The 19,125-nt window shown below is 59.7% G+C and carries 17 protein-coding genes and 3 pseudogenes; 14 read left to right on the top strand and 6 right to left on the bottom strand.

Features of this window, described 5'->3' with window-relative positions; all coding sequences use genetic code 11:
* Window positions 1-843: 843 nt before the first annotated feature.
* The 5 genes from NKJ88_RS29085 to hemP form a co-directional block, all read right to left on the bottom strand.
* Window positions 844-1,455 carry a nitrogen fixation protein NifQ gene (locus NKJ88_RS29085; protein WP_023806333.1) on the bottom strand — a complete coding sequence of 204 codons (612 nt, stop codon included), beginning with the start codon at window positions 1,453-1,455 and terminating at the stop codon, window positions 844-846.
* 324 nt (window positions 1,456-1,779) lie between these two features.
* Window positions 1,780-1,980, bottom strand: a complete 201-nt coding sequence (locus NKJ88_RS29080; protein WP_081727483.1) for a ferredoxin — start codon at window positions 1,978-1,980, stop codon at window positions 1,780-1,782.
* Window positions 1,981-2,019: 39 nt separating this feature from the next.
* A complete protein-coding gene (locus NKJ88_RS29075; RefSeq protein ID WP_031206218.1) occupies window positions 2,020-3,237 on the bottom strand; it encodes a cytochrome P450 in 1,218 nt (405 codons plus the stop codon).
* A gap of 833 nt (window positions 3,238-4,070) precedes the next feature.
* Window positions 4,071-5,162, bottom strand: coding sequence for a hemin-degrading factor (locus NKJ88_RS29065; RefSeq protein WP_023816880.1), 1,092 nt, complete (start codon window positions 5,160-5,162; stop codon window positions 4,071-4,073).
* A gap of 30 nt (window positions 5,163-5,192) precedes the next feature.
* Window positions 5,193-5,297, bottom strand: a complete 105-nt coding sequence (gene hemP, locus NKJ88_RS29060) for a hemin uptake protein HemP (protein WP_023685012.1) — start codon at window positions 5,295-5,297, stop codon at window positions 5,193-5,195.
* 544 nt (window positions 5,298-5,841) lie between these two features.
* On the opposite strand from hemP, the gene NKJ88_RS29055 reads away from it, so the two are divergent.
* The 10 genes and pseudogenes from NKJ88_RS29055 to NKJ88_RS29010 all read left to right on the top strand — a co-directional run.
* Window positions 5,842-6,162 (top strand): HesB/IscA family protein, encoded by a 321-nt coding sequence (locus tag NKJ88_RS29055; RefSeq protein WP_023698282.1) that lies wholly within the window; start codon window positions 5,842-5,844, stop codon window positions 6,160-6,162.
* A gap of 55 nt (window positions 6,163-6,217) precedes the next feature.
* The gene (locus NKJ88_RS29050; protein ID WP_155921674.1) at window positions 6,218-6,568 is read left to right on the top strand and encodes a hypothetical protein; all 351 of its coding nucleotides are present in this window, start codon (window positions 6,218-6,220) and stop codon (window positions 6,566-6,568) included.
* 35 nt (window positions 6,569-6,603) lie between these two features.
* Window positions 6,604-7,770, top strand: coding sequence for a cysteine desulfurase NifS (nifS, locus tag NKJ88_RS29045; RefSeq protein WP_352446490.1), 1,167 nt, complete (start codon window positions 6,604-6,606; stop codon window positions 7,768-7,770).
* A 25-nt stretch (window positions 7,771-7,795) separates the two neighbouring features.
* Entirely contained in the window at window positions 7,796-9,004 is a 1,209-nt protein-coding gene (nifV, locus tag NKJ88_RS29040) for a homocitrate synthase (RefSeq protein WP_352446489.1), read from the top strand.
* Window positions 9,001-9,381 carry a nitrogenase stabilizing/protective protein NifW gene (gene nifW, locus NKJ88_RS29035; protein WP_352446488.1) on the top strand — a complete coding sequence of 127 codons (381 nt, stop codon included), beginning with the start codon at window positions 9,001-9,003 and terminating at the stop codon, window positions 9,379-9,381. Before nifV ends, nifW begins: the two co-directional genes overlap by 4 nt.
* A 185-nt stretch (window positions 9,382-9,566) precedes the next feature.
* A complete protein-coding gene (locus NKJ88_RS29030; RefSeq protein WP_352446487.1) occupies window positions 9,567-10,418 on the top strand; it encodes an electron transfer flavoprotein subunit beta/FixA family protein in 852 nt (283 codons plus the stop codon).
* A gap of 17 nt (window positions 10,419-10,435) precedes the next feature.
* Window positions 10,436-11,545, top strand: coding sequence for an electron transfer flavoprotein subunit alpha/FixB family protein (locus tag NKJ88_RS29025; protein WP_352446486.1), 1,110 nt, complete (start codon window positions 10,436-10,438; stop codon window positions 11,543-11,545).
* A 9-nt stretch (window positions 11,546-11,554) separates the two neighbouring features.
* Window positions 11,555-12,862 (top strand): FAD-dependent oxidoreductase, encoded by a 1,308-nt coding sequence (locus NKJ88_RS29020; protein ID WP_352446532.1) that lies wholly within the window; start codon window positions 11,555-11,557, stop codon window positions 12,860-12,862.
* Window positions 12,863-12,873: 11 nt separating this feature from the next.
* Window positions 12,874-13,173 (top strand): ferredoxin family protein, encoded by a 300-nt coding sequence (locus tag NKJ88_RS29015; RefSeq protein WP_352446485.1) that lies wholly within the window; start codon window positions 12,874-12,876, stop codon window positions 13,171-13,173.
* A 763-nt stretch (window positions 13,174-13,936) separates the two neighbouring features.
* Window positions 13,937-14,290, top strand: a pseudogene (locus NKJ88_RS29010) (helix-turn-helix domain-containing protein); the annotation flags it as partial.
* Here NKJ88_RS29010 and NKJ88_RS29005 read toward each other — a convergent pair.
* A pseudogene (locus NKJ88_RS29005) lies at window positions 14,267-14,633 on the bottom strand (transposase); the annotation flags it as partial. The pseudogenes NKJ88_RS29010 and NKJ88_RS29005 overlap by 24 nt on opposite strands.
* A 557-nt stretch (window positions 14,634-15,190) precedes the next feature.
* Here NKJ88_RS29005 and NKJ88_RS29000 point away from each other — a divergent pair.
* The 4 genes and pseudogenes from NKJ88_RS29000 to NKJ88_RS28985 all read left to right on the top strand — a co-directional run.
* Entirely contained in the window at window positions 15,191-15,388 is a 198-nt protein-coding gene (locus tag NKJ88_RS29000; RefSeq protein WP_352446484.1) for a hypothetical protein, read from the top strand.
* A 614-nt stretch (window positions 15,389-16,002) separates the two neighbouring features.
* A complete protein-coding gene (locus tag NKJ88_RS28995) occupies window positions 16,003-16,659 on the top strand; it encodes an antitoxin Xre/MbcA/ParS-like domain-containing protein (protein WP_352446482.1) in 657 nt (218 codons plus the stop codon).
* A 386-nt stretch (window positions 16,660-17,045) separates the two neighbouring features.
* On the top strand, window positions 17,046-18,236 hold the full coding sequence (locus NKJ88_RS28990) for a porin (RefSeq protein ID WP_352446480.1): 1,191 nt from the start codon (window positions 17,046-17,048) through the stop codon (window positions 18,234-18,236).
* A 291-nt stretch (window positions 18,237-18,527) separates the two neighbouring features.
* Window positions 18,528-18,844: pseudogene (locus NKJ88_RS28985) on the top strand (XRE family transcriptional regulator); the annotation flags it as partial.
* Window positions 18,845-19,125: the final 281 nt, after the last annotated feature.

Raw genomic sequence — 19,125 nt, 5'->3', positions numbered from 1 at the left:
TACTTTGGCTCCTACGTGATTTTTCCATTTGTCAGATAATATCATTCCCTAAGCACCCCAGGTGCGGGTGCAACAAGGTTCAGGGATCGACCGTCCGGCGATCAGTAAGCGGCTACTACCGCCGATCGGACATACAACGCTATATTAGCACCTTTTGACGAACCCGACCGGCGGGCAGAGCCAGAATCCCGTCTGCGCAAAACCTGCAAAATCGCTTCCGATGCTCGCCATTGACTAGCACGGAGGAAGTCCTGAGCGCCAAACACGGTGACCATCAACCTACGGCCGCTGGTAACTGTCGACGTCGAGCATTTCGCCTGGTTGAAAGCTATGTGGCGCCGAAGCGGAAGAAACACTGCAGACCCCGTTTCCTAAAATCGTATCAGGGCATTAGCAGTGACGCCGAGCGGCCGCCGACCTATCGATTAACTCGGTCCGGAGCCAGAGCGTTATAAAGGAGCAAACACGCCAGAAGTGAGATGACGCTGCCTAGCAGTTGGTCTGCCGTCAGGCCGGAAAAATAAACGAGATCGAACGCCAGTACAGCCATCGCTCTAGCCACTCATGAATTGGAAAACCTAACGAGCTGGTCACCAAGTCCGGCCTGCTCAAGATCGCGCAACGTGTCCTTCAACTCCTTGCGCTTGTAGCGATTGATGATGCCGGCTTAGGTTGTGGCGGCATCTAACAAACATTCGACTCGCGCCTGCCATGACGACGACCCGCCGAAGCGAGCATCGCGAGCGCACAGTATTCAAATCCCCCAAGGCCTCCGTCGAGATTTGACAACAGACATATGGCGTGGCGCGAGCTCTGACGCTGTACGACTGACGCAAGCGGCTCTCAATCCTGGGCGTTGTCCTTGGTCCGTGTGAGCCGGCTTTCGCCTTCCTCCGGGCCGAAGCAGCTTTCGAAATCATTACAGTCCCGGCAACTGGGGGAGCTGCACAGCGAAAAACCTTCGGCCTCGCAGAGCTTTCGGTAAAAGTATTTTTTCCATTTCATGTTTTGGGTGTTGCCGGCCGCCAGCGTCGGAAAATGCGAGGCGAGCAGGCGGCCGAGGTCGCTTCGACTAAAGAGGCCAAGGTCTTGCCAGAGGTGGTCATTGCGCATGGCACGCCGGGCGATGATCTTGGCGAAGCGGGCGCCTGCCTTGTCGTCGGGCCGGGCATGCGCCAGCAGCAGTCCGCGCAGAAGTTCTTCTTCCAGATCCGGCTCGGGCTCGCTCCCCTCTTCCAAGGCAAACGCGTTGATCGGAAAAGCAGGGAAACAGCGGACCAGGACATCGCGCAACTCGGCGCGCGAAAGTCCGGTTGCCTCCGTCGCCGTCGCCTCGCCGGCCTCGATCTCCTCGAGCGCACGTGAAAGCACACAGGCAAGCACATGCTGGTCGAACCTCCTCTCCAGCTGCGGCCATTGGCCGGTGCTGAGCCGGGCATAATGTTGGGCAAATATGGTGCGTTCTCCTGCTATGGTCCTATCAAATCATGCACAGACCCGGCCTGCCGCAACATGGGTCGGGCAGTTCTTCGGTGTGGCACTCCGGTCGCCTCGCGTCGAGTAGTCCGGCAATTCTCGTCTGGTCCATCGGCTCTGACGCAAATTGTGTGATTGGAAGAGTTGTTCGCGAACCCCTGCCCTGCCGTTTGCGCCTCACGGGGAACACTGGCGCCGGAAATGCCCCTGCAGAGTTGGACGTGAACCGTGCGGGACAGAGGTCGCGTGCTGAGTGCGGCCACATGGTTCAAGCCGCCAGACTCACGGTTGAATGAGGCCGATTCAAAACGCGCAGCGGGTGAGTTCCAGCGCACGTTCAGGACAGGATCGCGCGCCTCGTGATGCAGGCAGTTCCTCCCCTTCCGCAACTTCAATGTCACCAGGCAGGATGTAACCGTCATTATCGAGTTTGAAGATGTCCGGCGCTTGCGCCGCGCATCGCGCGTGGCCCTGGCATTTGGCCCTTTGGACGATGATGCGCATGGCGCTGCCTCCATTGTCTGTGCCCGGCTCGGGGCGGGCCTAAGACCAGTCCAGGATCAAATTTTCGATCCCGAACACATGGCCGCCAGAAGTTATCGGCGCCGTACCCTGCTTGATCCTGAAAGCCGGGATGCGCGCCAGCCACTCCTCCAGGCCAATGACAATCTCCCGCCGGGCAAGGTGTGAGCCAAGGCAACGGTGGGGACCATAGCCAAACGCCGCGTGGCGGTTGTCCTCCCGCTCCAAATCAATCGTGTTGGGGCATTCGAATTCCGCCGGGTCACGATTTGCAATCATCGTGGCGCAGGAAACATAGTCCCCCTTCCGGATCGGCGCGCCTTCGAAGTCGATATCTTTCGTGGCCACGCGGATTAACTGAATGGGCGGATAGGCCCGCAGCAATTCTTCGGTTGCGAGCGGGATGCGGTCCGGTTCGCTCCGCAGCAATTGCTGATCTTTGAGGTTGCGTGCGAGGTACGCCAAGTCAAAGCCTATAGCTGCTGCGACCGTGTCGAGCCCAGCGACGAAGACAAGCACGCCGATGCCGCGGACTTGGGTGTTCGTCAGCCGGCGGCCCTCGACCTGTGCCTGCACGATAAAGGTCATGAAATCGTCAACCGCCTCGTCGCGGCGCATGGCTGCAAGTTCGTCGATGAATGCCACGATCGTCCGGGCAGCCACAGGTCGTTCCTTATCGTCGCCGTGGAGCAGATCTTTCCCCCAGCCAACGAATGTATCGAGTCGGTCATCAGGCAACCCCACAAAGCGAAGAAAGGTGCTCACCGCGAAAGGAAAGGCAAAATCCTTCATCACCTCGCAGCTTGTTCCCGACGCGGCGATCCTTTCGATCAGCTCGACCGCCCGTTCGCGGACAGCCGGTTCCAAAGCCAACACCCGCTTTGGCGAAAGCAGCGGATTGAGCAGTGAGCGAAAGACGCCATGGGCCGGTGGATCGAGCTCAAGCGGGATCGTCGGCCAGTTTTCACCCAGTATGGAGGAGAAGATGCTGCGATGGCTGGAAAAAGTCTCTGCGTCCTGCAGCACCTTCCGCTGGTCCGCGGCACGGGTGATGACCCAGGTACCCCGGCCATCTTGCGTGTTGTAGCGGGAGTAAAAGATCGGAGGCCCGTCATGTACGCAAGCGACAGCTGCGTGTGGATCCCCGTTGGGTGTTGGTGGCATCCCTGGCGATGTAAACAGGCTGAAGTCCCTCACCATTTCGGGCGGGACATGATCTGGAACGGGGTTGGTCGCCATTTTGTTTTCTCTACATTGGCGTTCATGGCTCGATTGAGATTGCACCGCTGTTCATAAAGTCGATTTCCAGCATGGGCACGTCTCTTGTCGGGTGCCTTCTAAATTCTGTCGCCTGATACAGCCCACCTGCACCAGCGCGGATGAGATGGGTTGCGAAGTCGATCAGAGGGGCATCTCCGCCGCGCTCCGGTCATGAAGCAAAGCCGCCGCTTATCCCCGTTAGGGTTGAGAGACTGGTCAATCCACCTCTGCCCTGCTGATCAAATTGTCGAAGCAACTCGCGTGCCGGATAGGGGTAGCCATGGCGCTGCACCAAGCAATGCCAGCCTGCGCTGGGCCCGCCGCTGATGATCACCTGTCCATCATTCTTATGACAACGTCCGACAACCGACATCCGTGGTCGGTTTTGTCGAGCCCGCGACATCGGGCTGTTCGGCTTGGCTGTTGCGGCACAGCCTGCCGGTCGACGAGCGAGTAGATCGCCCGCACGGCCCGGATTGAGCAACGACGCGATCCAGCGCAAGGATCGGGTGCGGTCCGAGAAGACCCGACGGCGCTTGCGCGAGTATCAAAAAGGTCAAGCCGCGCTTCGGTTCGGCGCTGATGGCGTATGCGTTTTATCGGAGGCGCTGCAAGGCTTTTCGGTCAGACGGCGATGCACTCGTGCGCACCGGTCCGGTCGGCCACCAGCTTGACTGTATAGATGCGGTCCATTCCGGCGTGCATCACCTGACCATGCGCATGCGCTACGACGGCAGTCCTTTCCGCTCATGGACCTAAATTTGCTCGCGAGCCGCCGTCGGAACGTGGTGCTGAGTCCTATCGCGGTCGGTTCAATCCGAGGACCTGTCGGCAGTCAACACACCCCTGGAGGTCGGACCGGGAACGCGTGGCAGACTCTCGGCCAGAAACCGCCAGTCGCTGCCCTCGCGTTCGCCTTCCTTGCGCGTGCCGAAGAACTGGATGATCATCTTGCCGTCCGCGCCATAAGCTTCAATGGACGTGACGTGACCATCCCTCGTCGGCTTGCGCACGGCCCAGACCTCGCGGATGAGATGGGTCCTAAGATGCAGATGGAAGGTCTCTTCGAGCACATTGATCCGCGGCCCGATCTGCTTGACCGACCTGATCGGGCCGGAATGGATCTGAATGCAACCACGATTGCCGACAAAGCACATGATCGGCATCTCGTCTTCGGCCGCCTGTTGGAACAGGGCGCCAACGGCATCATTGTCGAGTGCCCAGGCGTCATCCTCGTCGGCCATACGCATCGCCTGGCAGCGGCTGAGCTTCAGTGTCTTCAACATATGGTAGAACTGATGCACGTCGCTTAGCCGGCCCCAGTGCTCGCGTAGGTCGTCGACCGTGTTGGCGTGGTCTGGACTCACTGCGTTATCGGGCGCCCCGCTCGCCTCGAGCGATATGATCGGCTCCTGGTCGGAGGATACAAGCTCTGCCGTCAGATCCTGATAGGCCTGCAGGTTCGAGGCGGGCGTGAGATGAGCTTTGTGCATCGCCTCGCCGGTGGCATCAAAGAATTGAAGGCTGCGGCGGATCTCGGCTCCCTCGCGCTTCTCGACGGCGAAGCCATACGCCCACGCTTTCGGGAAGATGCGCAGGTCGATCTCGTCGCCGAGCAGTATGGCATGCATGTTGCCGGTGACCACTTTGCCGTAGACGCCAATCTTTTGGTGCACGGCACTTTCGTTGCTGGTGACCGCCATCACCTCGCCGACCGCTTCGAGGCCGGTCAGCAGATCATCGACGCGCGGCTCGATGCGCACCGCGCCGTGACCACAATGCGCCGCGACCAACTCGGCTTCCGAAATGCCCAATCGAGCGGCGAGATCATGCTCCCGGATCTTCGGATTGTCTTTGCACGCCCGCCGGATTTCGTCGGGCGACGGTTTCTCGCGTTGGTCCATGCTTACCCCTATTTCTACGACGTGTGAGGATCATCTGCCCTGCCCGGGAATCTTCAGCCGATAAGGCGCGCCGAAATGCTCGATCCTGATCTGTTGCTGGCCCATGAACAAGGTGTCGCTGGACAGCGTGCGCACGGCGTCGCACCCGTCCGAAAACCAGCGAGCAGCCACATGCCGATGGCATGCCATCGAGCCGGTCGGCGGCTACTGGGCGGTGGTGAGCGAGTGTGGATGTTGTCGCAATCGGCCAAGCGGGCATTCGGATGCCATGGGCGGCGCTGCTTTGCCAAACAACGCGTATCTGACCACGGTCCTGACATGTTGGTCCCCTGCTTCGCCCCATCCATCGCGATGGCATCTATCGCATGATTGTGGATCGGCATGCTCTTGCCGTCTCGCCAAACGGAGCTTCAAAAACCGTGCCAATTGCGCCGAGCAAGCTCAGAAGAAGTTCTGTATTTGGTGATGTGAGTTCAACCAAGAACTCAGGCCCAACATCCCTCGTGGCTGACCCGACAAACCCGACAGCTCGTGTCGATTGGCCGACACCTTCTCAGCAATGCACTCACAAGAAGCACCAGTGTGAGAGATGCCGCGCTGTGTTGAAACGTTTTTTGGCTTTGGCACGGTGCATGCGACGTGATGGGCAAGCAGGTCCCGGACTGAGGAGAATGGAGCCATGATTACGCTCACCGACAACGCTGTTGCCGCCTTCAAGACTGCTCTTTCCCGCGCCAGCGAGCCGGCGGACGGCTTTCGCATTATGGTCGAGGCCGGCGGCTGCGCCGGCTTCAAATACTTAATGGGCCTGGAGAGCGTGTCGCGCGAGGGCGACGCGATCACTGACACAGATGGGGTCAAGCTGTTCGTGGACGCGGGCTCCCAACCCCATGTAGCCGGCATGACCGTCGACTTCCTCACCGGGCTCCAATCTTCCGGTTTTGTCTTCGATAACCCCAATGCGCGCGAAAAGTGCGGCTGCGGCAAGTCCTTCAGTTAAACGCCCGAAGCGCCTGTGCGGCCGACAGAGTGATTTTGCGGCAGAGGAGACTTATATGGCCGGCACAACAGATGTCCCCGTCCTAAAAAACAAGACAAGGTCAAAGCCGATCTCGGGACCGCCATTCGCTCCCAGTAGGATTCAAAGAACGTCGCCTCCCGAAGCAGCTCGGTTCCTGGTGGCACCCGAGCTGCTTGCGGACAAATCGCGCCGCTGCGCCAAATTCGGCTCATCGGTAGCGTTATCGCGTTCGGGCGTCCTTACCTGCGGGCTGACCTACGGCCACTGCGAACATGTCCATATCGACGGAGATCCGGTTTACGTCAAACACTCCGGGCGCCTGCGCGCGCTGCCAGTTCAAATGATCATCAACGGCATGCGCCAGAGGCTCAACGAGTCGGTCTAGCGCTCGCGTTATTCTGTTAACTGAGGATCGCACCCATGAAGCCTGTCTACCTCGACAACAACGCAACCACACGGGTCGATCCTGAGGTGGTGCAAGCGATGTTGCCGTTCTTTAGGGATCAATTCGGCAACCCTTCGTCGGCACACGCTCTTGGCGCCTCAGTCAGTGCGGCGGTGAGAAAGGCGCGGAGGCAGTTGCAAGCTCTGATCGGCGCGGAGTTCGAGGATGAGATCACTTTCACCTCGGGTGGGACAGAAAGCGACAATGCAGCGCTTCTTTCAGCGCTCGAGGCGGCGCCCAACCGAACCGAGATCGTGACGTCCGCGGTCGAGCATCCCGCCGTGCTGACGCTCTGCGCGCATCTTGAGAAGACCCGCCGCCTCAAGGTGCACAGGATCCCGGTGGATTGCCGTGGCCGGCTCGATCTCGACACCTATATGGCCGCCCTCACACCACAGGTTGCAATCGTGTCAATAATGTGGGCGAACAACGAGACTGGTGTGATCTTCCCCGTGGCAAGGCTTTCCGAGATGGCCAAGGAAGTGGGCGCCCTATTCCATACCGATGCTGTGCAGGCGGTCGGCAAGCTTCCGATGGACCTGAAGTCGACCGCAATCGACATGCTGTCGCTCTCCGGCCACAAGCTGCACGGGCCGAAAGGGATCGGTGCGCTTTTCGTAAAACGTGGCGTCGATTTCCATTCGCTGATCAAGGGGGGTCACCAAGAGCACAACCGGCGTGCTGGCACCGAGAATACGCCCGGCATAGCCGGGCTCGGCACGGCGGCCGAACTCGCCTTGAAATTCATGGACGACGAGACCACACGGGTAAAGTCGCTCCGCGATCGCCTGGAGGGCGGGATCCTCCAGCGCATCCCAAGCACCTGTGTCACTGGTGATCCCTTGCAACGGTTGCCCAACACCGCAAACATCTCCTTCGAACATGTCGAAAGTGATGGAATTCCACTTCTCCTCAGCCGCATTGGCATCGCGTGTTCCTCTGGCTCGGCCTGCACATCCGGCTCTCTGGAACCAAGCCATGTCCTAAGCGCGATGAAAACGCCACACGCGGCAGTCCGCTTCTCCTTGGCGCGGGACAACAGCGAAGAGGATATCGATCGAGTGCTCGAGGTCATGCCGGGAATCGTGGGGAAGCTGCGCAGCTTTTCCGGTTCTGGGCCGGGTAATCCGGTCTATTCGTGAGCGGCAGAAGAACAGGCTACCGGTCATGACCCGTCATGTCTCTCTCAACGATACGACCTTGCGCGATGGCGAGCAGGCGCCGGGCGTCGCCTTTACCACGACGGAAAAGCTGGAGATCGCTGAGTCTCTTGCGGCGGCCGGCGTGACAGAGATCGAGATCGGCACGCCGGTCATGGGCGTCGACGAGATCGAAACAATTCGCGCCGTGGTAGCGCGGCGTCTTCCGGTTCGGCTGATGGCCTGGTGCCGGATGACGTCGTTGGATCTCGATGCAGCAATCGAGAGCGGCGTTCACGCCGTCAATTTGTCGCTGCCTGCGTCGGACATCCAACTTGCCGCCAAGCTCGGCCTTGACAAGGCGGGAGCGCTCCAGGTCATTGATCATATGGTCAGGCGCGCCGCCGCCGCCGGCTTCTTCGTCGCGGTGGGCTGCGAGGATGCCTCACGGGCCAATCGGGATCATCTCGCCCGCGTCATCGAGACGGCCGCACGCGCCGGCGCAAGCCGCGTGAGGCTGGCCGACACAGTCGGTGTTCTCGACCCGTTTTCGACCTTCGAACTTGTCGCCCAGCTCGTGGTGCAGTCTCCAATCGACCTTGAATTTCATGCGCACAACGATCTCGGACTTGCTGCCGCCAACACGCTGGCCGGGATCCGCGCAGGCGCGCGCCATGCCTCCGTCACCGTCTTGGGGCTCGGCGAGCGTGCGGGCAATGCCGCGCTGGAGGAGGTGGCCGCCGCAATGGCGGTCTTCGACGGCGCAGACACCGGCATTGAGCTGACCGCATTGCCCGGCCTCGCCGCCCAGGTGGCTTGGGCCGCCCGCCGGCCGACCGCGGCCACTAAGCCAGTCGTCGGCGCCGATGTTTTCACCCACGAATCCGGCATTCACGTCGCAGGGCTGCTGAAGGACTCGCGTACTTATCAGGGGCTCGATCCGACTCTCGTGGGCCGCTGCCGGCGGATCGTCATCGGCAAGCATTCCGGCGCCACTGCGATTGCCCATGTGCTGAGCGAAAGCGGTCGCGATCTCGACCCGGATCTGGTAGCCGCGATGGTGGCCCGCGTCCGACGCGAGGCGGCCGAGACCAAATCGACCGTCACTGCAACTCGACTGGTCGAGCTCTACGATGGAATGTGCAGCGAGGCATCCCTCATCGAGCTGTGCGGGTCCAAGTCAGCCGTGCGCGAGCACACAGAGGCCACAGTTTTGCGACCAGGAAGTATGCAATGAATTGTTCCGCTGACAGCCGCCCCATGGATGTCACCGACATCCTCGCACGACTGAAGCGCTTGTCGGCTGCAGAGGAATTCTTCTCAGTCCTAGGCGTCGCCTATGACCCGAAGGTACTGAATGTCTCGCGGCTCCATATCATGAAGCGTGTGGGCCAATACCTCGTCGAAGAAGATTTCTCCGGTCTGCCCGACCAGGTGATTGCCGCGAGGGCGCGCGCGACGCTCGAACGCGCTTACGAGGACTTTGCGATTTCCTCGCCGCTCACGCATCGGATCTTCAAGGTGCTCAAGGACCACGATCCGAACAAACCTGCCGCGCCGGGTCACACCTTTGTTCCGTTCGACTCGGTACTGAAGCGGTTCGGACGGGAATGATCGGCGACAAGGGTGCGACGCGACAATGTCGAGCAGCCGCCAAATCCGGTCATCACCACAGCGCCGTCAGAAGCAACCAGCCGAAGTTGTAGGAAAGGGGGAGCGCAAGAGACTTGGCACGAATAATGCGGATCAAGGAGATAACCGCAATGCCGCACCCCGTCAGGAGCCTAGAGAAACCGCCAATGCACATCGTAATCTGCATCAAGCAGGTGCCGGACTCGGCACAGATAAGGGTCCATCCGGTCACGAACACGATCATGCGCCAGGGTGTTCCGACCATCATCAACCCTTACGACCTGTTCGCCCTCGAAGAAGCGCTCAGACTGCGCGACGCACATGGCGGCAAAGTCACTGTGCTCACTATGGGTCCGCCCATGGCAGAGGACGCGCTGCGCAAGGCGCTCGGTTACGGCGCCGACCGAGCGGTGCTCTTGACCGACCGCTATTTTGCCGGCTCCGACACGCTGGCAACCTCGTTCGCCCTTTCCCAGGCAATCGCGAAGATTGGCGAGACGTTCGGCACGCCAGACCTCGTCTTCACCGGCAAGCAGACGATCGATGGTGACACCGCCCAGGTCGGGCCCGGCATTGCCAAGCGCCTCGGACTCCTGCAACTGACCTATGTCGCGAAGATCCCTTCTGTCGACCTTGCTGCACGCGAGATCAAGGTCGAGCGCCGCTCCGAAGGCGGCACGCAGATGCTGAAGAGCAGGCTCCCTTGCCTCATCACCATGCTGGAAGGCACAAATGAGATCCGCCGGGGCTCGATCCAGGACGCCTTGTGCGCCGCGCGCAGCCAGGTCTTGAAATGGAGCGCGGCCGACGCCGGAATTGAGGATCTCACCAAATGCGGCCTGCGCGGTTCACCGACGGTCGTCAAACGTGTTTTCGCCCCTCCTGCTCGAGCTGAAAGGGCGGCACAAATCGACACCACCGAGAAGGCCTTGCGCGATGTCGCTGACGAACTCATCACCGCAATCTTCACCCGCCAGCCGGCGCTGGAACATGAGCTCGCCTTTAACGGCGGCGCGTGATGGCAAGGAGCAAAACGATGTCGACCGCGAACGGAGAAACCCCTCGCCCTACCGCCGGCCGCGCCGGCATAAAGAAGGAGTTGCCCGCCCATTTCAAGGACTATCGGCACGTTTGGGTTTTCATCGAGCTCGAACGTGGCGAGGTCCATCCGGTATCATTCGAACTGCTCGGCGAAGGCCGCAACTTAGCAGACAAGCTTCAGGTCCAGCTTGCAGGCGTCGTGCTTGGACCGCCGGGAGAGGCCGTCGGGAACGCCGTTGCCGAAGCATTCGCGTATGGCGCTGACCTTGTCTACATCGCCGAGGCGCCCCTGCTCGCCGACTATCGGAATGAACCTTTCACCAAGGCGCTGACGGATCTGGTCGATACCCACAAACCCGAAATCCTTCTTCTCGGTGCCACCACACTCGGCAGGGATCTTGCCGGCTCCGTGGCGACGACCTTGCAGACGGGGCTCACGGCCGACTGCACCGAACTCGATGTGGATACCGACAGTTCGCTCGCCGCCACGCGTCCGACTTTCGGCGGTTCCTTGTTGTGCACGATCTATACGCTCAATTTCCGCCCGCAGATGGCGACGGTGCGGCCGAGGGTCATGCCCATGCCGCAGCGGACGGATAAACCGGTCGGGCGTGTCATCCGGCACAAGCTTTCGCTTGCCGAGGACGAGATCGCTACCAAAGTCCTCGGCTTCCTGCCGGACAATCAGTCGGTGAAGGCAAACCTTGCCTATGCCGACGTCGTGGTTGCGGGAGGCCTTGGTCTTGGCGCGGCGGAGAACCTGCAGCTTGTGAAGAACCTCGCACGAGCAATCGGCGCCGAGCACGGCTGTTCGCGTCCGTTGGTCCAGAAGAGCTGGATGCCAGCTGATCGGCAGATCGGCCAAACTGGCAAGACGATCCGGCCGAAGCTTTACATAGCGGCCGGGATTTCCGGCGCCGTCCAGCATCGGGTTGGCGTCGAGGGGGCGGATCTCATCGTGGCCATCAACACCGACCCGAACGCGCCGATTTTCGATTTCGCTCACATCGGGATCGTCACCGACGCAATCCGCTTTCTGCCCGCACTGACGGAAGCCTTCACCCGGCGGTTGTCGCCCCACAGTCGCGATAAGCTTGCGAGCTAAGGGATGGACATGATCGAGCAAAAATTCGACGTCATTGTTATTGGAGCCGGCATGTCCGGAAACGCAGCTGCTTACACTATGGCCAGCAACGGCCTTAAGGTGCTGCAGTTGGAGCGGGGTGAATATCCGGGCTCAAAGAACGTCCAGGGTGCCATCATGTACGCGAACATGCTGGAGAAGATCATCCCGGATTTCCGGGACGACGCGCCTCTCGAGCGGCATTTGGTTGAACAGCGGCTTTGGGTGATGGACGACACATCCCATACGGGGATTCACTATCGGTCGGACGACTTCAATGAGGCGAAGCCCAACCGATACACGATCATACGTGCCCAGTTCGATAAATGGTTTTCGCGTAAGGTGCGGGAAGCTGGCGCGACGGTTCTGTGCGAGACGACAGTGACGGAACTCATCCGTGACGCCAGCGACAGGGTGGTCGGCGTCCGCACAGACCGGGCCGGCGGAGCCATCTACGCGGACGTGGTCGTTCTCGCAGAAGGTGTCTGCGGACTGCTTGGCACGCGAGCCGGCCTGCGCGAGATGCCGGAGCCGCAAACCGTGGCGCTCGCCGTCAAGGAAATGCATTTCTTGCCCGAAGAGGTCATTGAGCAGCGGTTCGGCGTCAAGGGCGATGAAGGCTGCGTGATCGAGGCAGTGGGCACGATCTCCCGCAGCATGGCCGGGCTCGGCTTCCTCTACACCAACAAGGAGTCGATCTCACTGGGCATTGGCTGCCTCGTCTCCGATTTCGCCGCGATGGCCGAGAGCCCTTACGTGCTGCTTGACGCCTTAAAAAGCCATCCTTCGATCCGGCCGCTGATCGCCGGCTCGGAAGTGAAAGAATATTCAGCGCACCTCATTCCCGAAGGCGGCTACAAGGCTATTCCGCAGCTCTTTGGCGACGGTTGGGTCGTGGTCGGCGATGCTGCGCAACTGAACAACGCCATTCACCGCGAGGGTTCGAACCTCGCCATGACCTCCGGCCGCATCGCGGCTGAGGCAATCGTCGAGGTCAAGAGCCGCAACGGTCCTATGACCAAACGGAATCTCGCCCGTTACAAAGCCATGCTAGATAAGTCCTTCGTGGTCAAGGACCTAAGGAAATACAAGGACATGCCGGCCTTGCTCCACACCAATTCCTGCAATTACTTCACGACCTATCCGCGGTTGATTTCCCAAGCCGCGCAGAACTTCATGCGTGTCGACGGCATGGCGAAGATCGAGAAGGAAAAGGCGACCACGGCCGCCTTCATCATGGCGCGCTCGCGCTGGGGGCTGGTCAGCGACGCGGTCCGCCTTGCATTGGCGTGGCGCTGAGGGGAGACGAAATGACGATCGCAGTAACGAAGTCACGTGTCGAGGACAAGCTTTACCAGAACCGCTACTTGGTGGATTCCGGCCGTCCGCATATCAAAGTACGACCGCACGAGAGGCCAAGCGCGAACTTGCTCGCGCTGATCCACGTTTGCCCGGCCAAATGCTACGAGTTGAACGACAAAGGTCAAGTGGAGATCACCCCCGACGGCTGCATGGAGTGCGGCACCTGCCGGATTTTGTGCGAGATCAGTGGCGAGATCGAGTGGAACTATCCACGCGGCGGCTTCGGAGTGCTCTTCAAATTCGGATGACCGATGTACGCACCGTGTCTTGGTACAGCTGAGGTCGCGACCGACGCCAAGTCTATCTTTGCTGGAATCGCCTCGCAACAACCAAGAGAACCCTCGTGATACTGTGTTTTCAGAATTCAGATACAAAAGGAGGAGCACTCTGGACGACAACCACCCTGAGGTGTCCATGACCACGAACCGCAAGATCGGGTGGACGAGCGTAGGACCTCGGGAGACCGCCCTGAACCGCCCATCAAAAGCATGCCCCAATCAGATATCGCGCTGAGGGACTCTACGAGATATCGAAGGTACTGACCCCCCCACGAGCTGGAGATTACGCTCGCCAATCTCGTGAACGTCCTGCCTTCTTTTCTGCAGATGCCTCACGGAGCAATTGTCATCCTGGACCCTGAAGGAGAGCCAGAGATTGCCGCAACTGCCGGCAACACCCACGCACCTCAATCAGGCACTCGCCGCCTCATACCACAGGTCGTAACGGATCAAATCGTCGCTACGGAGACTCCGCTCTTCATACCCGACGTGCGCAAGTCCCAAACTATTTTCAGGCTGACTTCAAACGTCTGCGAGCAGCGGGACGATCCCAATTGCCTTTATCGGTATCACGCTGAAGGCTGATCATAAGATCCTTGGACATTGTCGATCGACCGCGCCGGAGACAGCGCCATCGATTTTCGCGATGACGAGGACTGAGCGGCCCGAGACATAGGTGACGATTTGTACCGGACACATGTGTAACACTTTTGGCTTTTGGCCGGAGGTGTTGATGGAAAGAGTGTCGGTGATGGAGGAACGTCTTCGTTTTGTGGCTCGTCTTCTCGACGGGGAAGGCATGAGCGGCGTGTGCCGCGAGTTCGGCATCTCGCGCAAAACCGGCTACAAGATCTTCAACCGCTACAAGGAGGACGGGCTGGATGCGCTCACCGACCGCTCGCGGCGGCCGGTGCGCTACGCCAACCAGCTTCCCGACCAGATCGAGCGGCTGATCGTGGAGAGCAAGCGGGAGAAGCCGCACTGTGCCAGGAAGATACGCGAGCTGCTGGTGCGCAGGCTGGCCGGCGACGTCCGCATCCGGGCCAGGAGCACCGTTCATGCCGTGCTCGATCGCGACGGCGCGGTGTTTCAGGACGCAGTTGAAGGTTGAGTCGATGTCATAGGCTCCGTCCGCCGTGAACTGGTTGATCTCTGCGTCGGTCCGATCAAGCAACGGCCCCACCTGCGAGGGATCGTTGTATCCTGATCGGTCAGGCATTGGGCGATGATCTCGCCGCTGTCAGCGTCGAGCGCTAAATGGAGCTTGTGCCAAGTCCGGCGCGTTCTGGCGCCGTGCTTGTCTTCCAGCCATTGAGACGGTGCCCGAAGACGCAGCTCAGCATCAGGATGGTCTCGATGGCGAGATCGGAATAGCGCGGTCGGCCGCCGCGGGTCGTTCGTCGCGGAGCATGCCAGACGGCCAGCGCCTCTTAGGCCAGGTTGGCGATAGCGCGAAAACTTGACGATCGCACTCCAGCTCCTGCGCGAGCAGCGCCCTTACGAACAGCGCTGCCACAACGGCCAGGATGCGCGTAAACGATAGCCCGGCTGTCCTGATGATTTTCTAGCGAGTCTGGCAGGGCCGGGCTGCGCTCGTCAGGAGGAGAATGGGAAGCCGGGAGCCGAACGCCACTATGTGCCCGAAGCCGAAGAGACTAGCGGCATCAGGGTCACGAATTGGAGAAATGGTTCGAGAACCGAAGGACACCGGTCCAGCGGACGGTGGAGATTTAGCCGACCGGCTACAGTGCCGGTCAAAACGCAACCGAACCCATGGAAAAATCCGCCATGTGGACGCGATTACCCCTTGAGTTCTTTCGTTGGATAAAATGATCGTTGCCTGCTCCCATCGGACAGGCAAAACGAACCATTCTCAGACGCCAACTGTCCGATCAAGTGCAACTTCTCAGCCAAGGGCCTGCGGCTCTACGCCTGGGCCGCCATCCGCCTGCCTTGGACCACGGACTAGGGGTTCGAGCGCTAGCTCTTGATCCGCCTTAGCCGCAAGGAGCTGGAGAAGCTGCCTACTATCTTTGCACCTGAGGGCACGGCGTTGGCCGAACTGACCGGTGCCGCCGGCCTGCCCTGGGCGGTCGAGGAATGCTTCGAGCGCGCCAAAGACGATCTCGGCCTCGACCACTACGTCGTGAAATTCGCTGACGGCTTTCAGGCTAATGTCAGCTAGCTCCGCCAAAAGGGTTGTTGATGGGACAAATAACTGGCGAGCTTATGAAACCAGTCACGTTACCAAACCGTCCGCCGTGGCGAAACACCCAAGTGTGCGTTTCACCCCGCGCGCAGCTCGGGCGTCGCAATCGGTGCCGGTCTCGATAGAATGGCACACCTCTTGCCCCTCGTGGCATGCGGGATGGCTGGCGGAAACCTCGGCCATCGCCTCGCTACTGCGCGACGATTTTTGGCTACCGTCCTTCTGCGGGAGCGGCCTTCCAGATCCCGGGTAATCGGCTGCTTCTGATCATTCCTGCAATTCGCCAATCCAACTCGATGCAAATGCATGCCGGATCAATGCCGAGAGATCGGCCATCTCCTCTTCGCTGGCGTGCTGGACAGACTGTTGTGGCGGGTCGATCGTCTAGCAGAATGTGGAAAGTTCAGGAGTAAATTATGGTGGTGAAAGATCCCTGGTCGCTGAGTCTGCGAAGCACGCAGTGTATTTCCGCCCCAGGATCAATAGTACCCCAGGATCAATAGTACCCCAGGATCAATAGTACCCTGGAACTCAAAGATTTCAACGCTCTTCAGCAACGCGAAGATGCGAACGCGGTAGGGAAGCCAAACATGAACGGATCAAGTGATCTTGGACACAAAATTCAGGCCGAGAGCTTGGTTATTAAGGATCTCCAGCGCGTTCTGGCTCACTACAACGAAGCGGTAAGAGAACGGAGTTCAATCTCGTCGTGCATTGAAGCTGAAGGAACTAGTGTTACTCGTTTACTTCCTACTGCTGACGAATTAACCGCCTTGGCTTTTGAATTTGTCGGCAGGTTCGCGGCCGAAGCGTCGCGAGGCCTAGATGTTAATGCCCCGAAGGCGGCTTCGTCCACGGTCCCAGCCGTCGCGGCTGGCTCCGTGGCGCAAAATCACCAAGCAGATGGCATGCGCATTGAAGACTGGGCGGGTCAGATTGCAGGATCAACACATCTGGAAAAACACTTTGGAATACCGCGGTCCACATTGCATCGATGGCAGCGGCACAACGACGTGATTGCGTTGCGAAAAGGCGCCCGGAAGCACGTGTTCCCCCTGGCTCAGTTCATCGATGGCAGGCCTGCGCCGGGAATCCGGCAGGTGCTTGCCTCAATTTCCAATCCCAGACTAGCGTGGCTGTGGTTGATCCGCCCGTCGCCTCTTCTCAATAGTCGCGTTCCCATCGAATTGCTCAGAAAAGATTTGACTACGGAAGTCGCATCGGCCGCACGAGCCTTTTCTTTGTAGCGCCGATCTGGCAGACCGGCGTGCCGGCACTCCCCACATGGGCCAGCGATAAGGTCATGTTGAGTTTTTAGTCCGGTCTCATTGCTATTAATGACGTGGTCATTGTACACGCTGTATACTTTGTACACTTTGTATACTTTGTATACTCTGTATACTTCGTGCACTTTGCGCCTTTTGTGGAGTAATATTGCGGTGTTGTGACATAACTGCAACTTATCGTCGGCAGATGGCCTAGATAGGTCGACTTTGTTCTTGAATTAGGCAGTATAATGGATAGCAGTCGTACTGCGAAAGAGAGCGCGAGCGCATCTTTTTCGATCGTGGAGACAGGAAGGGTTCCTCCTTGGACATCCTCCCTTTTTTAATCTTTTGAATGGAGATCAAGAATGAACATTAACAGCCTTCTTCTCGGCTCAGCTGCGGTCCTCGTGGCAGTTTCCGGCGCACGCGCGGCCGATGCGGTCGTGATCGCTGAACCGGAGCCCATGGAATATTATGTGCCCGTCTGCGACGTGTACGGCGCGGGCTTCTTCTACATCCCCGGCACCGAAACCTGCCTGCGCGTCGGCGGCTACATCCGCGACGACGCCGGCGTCGGCGTCCTCGGCCACCACGACGTTCTCGACAAGAAAAACTTCTTGGCCGCTCTCAAGAAGAAAGGCCTTTCCGAGGAGTACGCGCGCAACGATACCTATTACAATCGCGCCCGCTTTCAGCTGCGCGTCGACAGCCGTTCTGAAACCGAGCTCGGCACGCTGCGCGCCTATGCCGCCATCAACTTCCAGTACACGACCAAGGAATCTGGCGGCGGCATTACCATTGCATCCGATGTAATCGGCATCGAGCATGCCTATATCGAGCTCGGCGGCTTGCGCGTCGGCAAGACCGACTCGCTGTTCTCGACCTTTACCGGCTATGCCGGCGGCGTGATCCACGACGACCTGATCGGCTACGGCCGGTTCGGCACGCACCAGATCGCCTATACGTTCAGTGGCGGCAACGGCTTTTCGGCCGCGATCGCTCTTGAAGAAGGTGTCGGCGGATCGCTGAGGGACGACTTTGACGGTAACGGTACTACCGACATAACCTCCAACCTCCATACGCTGGACAGCTATGTCCCGCATGTTGTCGGCGGCGTTGCCTGGACGCAGGGCTGGGGCGGCATCTCGGCTGTCGCTGGTTATGACGCCAACTGGGAAGAGTGGGCCGGTAAGGTTCGCCTGGACGTGAACGCGACCGAACAGCTCGCTCTCTTCATCATGGCCGGCTACAAGTCAGGCGCTGACGAGGACTTCTTCGGCTTCGCGGGTGCGGATCGTCCGAACTTCTACGGCAACTGGGGCGGCGTTTGGGCTGTCTGGGGCGGTGGTACCTTCACCGTTTCCGAGCAGACCAAGATCAACGTCCAGCTTTCCTACGACGAGGACGAAAACTTCGCTGCCGTCGCGAACGTCAACTACACGCTCGCTCCGGGCCTCGTGATCACGCCTGAAATCTCGTATGTCGACAAGCTCGACAACGATCACGGTGACAGCGACGAGATCGGCGGCGTACTCCGCTTCCAGCGCACGTTCTAACTGAATGAAAAGTTGCACCTCAGCGGCTGCGGCATGTGATTGCTTGCACTAGACACTCCGCTCAGCCAGCGTTGGCTGAGCGGGAGATACCGAAAGAAGTGGCTTTTTGCGGCTCGTGCGAAATGCTTGATCCCGTGACCTCCCGGGGTCGAAGCGTGTCGCCGAAGCGGAGGGCGCCTTTGACCAAGGCGCCCTTCGTTCTGATCAAACTCAATGCTAGGATTTGCCCGAGTGCCGGTTAGACTGTAGCACCACATGTGGAATACCAAGGCTGGCGTGACGAAGAAATTGCGAAGGATCGCCGAAATTGTCGCTGGCGAGGACATGCTGAGTGCGGAAGCTTTTGCCAAGCTGCTTGCCATGTCGCGGGTGACGGTCAACGCGAAGCGGCAGAACGGTCAGGTGCCTGTCTGGCAACTCGACACGGATGGCCGGCCGTTCGGAGCACTGCGGGCGTCATACGACGTTGAGCAACAGTGCCCGGGCAGTCTATCGCTTTCTGGTCTCGCGCCACGGCGCGCTCGATGGGGAACGGGTCTTCAAACCTTCAGCAAGGCGATGATGCGGTAGAGGCCGCTGCGGAAGGTATGGCCAGAGGCGATTTTCGCCTCATGCCCGGCGTTCCACACCTCCACCCGATTTCGAGCAGGCGAAGCTCGAAATCGAGACGGTCCCGCGGCGGCGCCGGCTGTTCGGCCAGCTGCAGTGTGCCCGTTTGATCGAAAAGAGGATCCGACAATTAGTGCAAGGAGATGCGTTGCCGTCTGGCAAGTTGACCCAATTTGCTCGGCATAGCGCTGCTCCAGGTAGTGTGCTGAGAGTTCTGCAAATTCGCTGAGAGGGGGCGGTCATGGCAGGCTGGTGATTGTTCACGTCACCTGATTCCCGC

Source organism: Mesorhizobium sp. M0016 (assembly GCF_040324035.1).
In the GTDB taxonomy this organism is placed as follows: domain Bacteria; phylum Pseudomonadota; class Alphaproteobacteria; order Rhizobiales; family Rhizobiaceae; genus Mesorhizobium.
The sequence above is the reverse complement of the archived record's forward strand: the minus strand, read 5'-3'. Positions and strand labels throughout refer to the sequence as shown.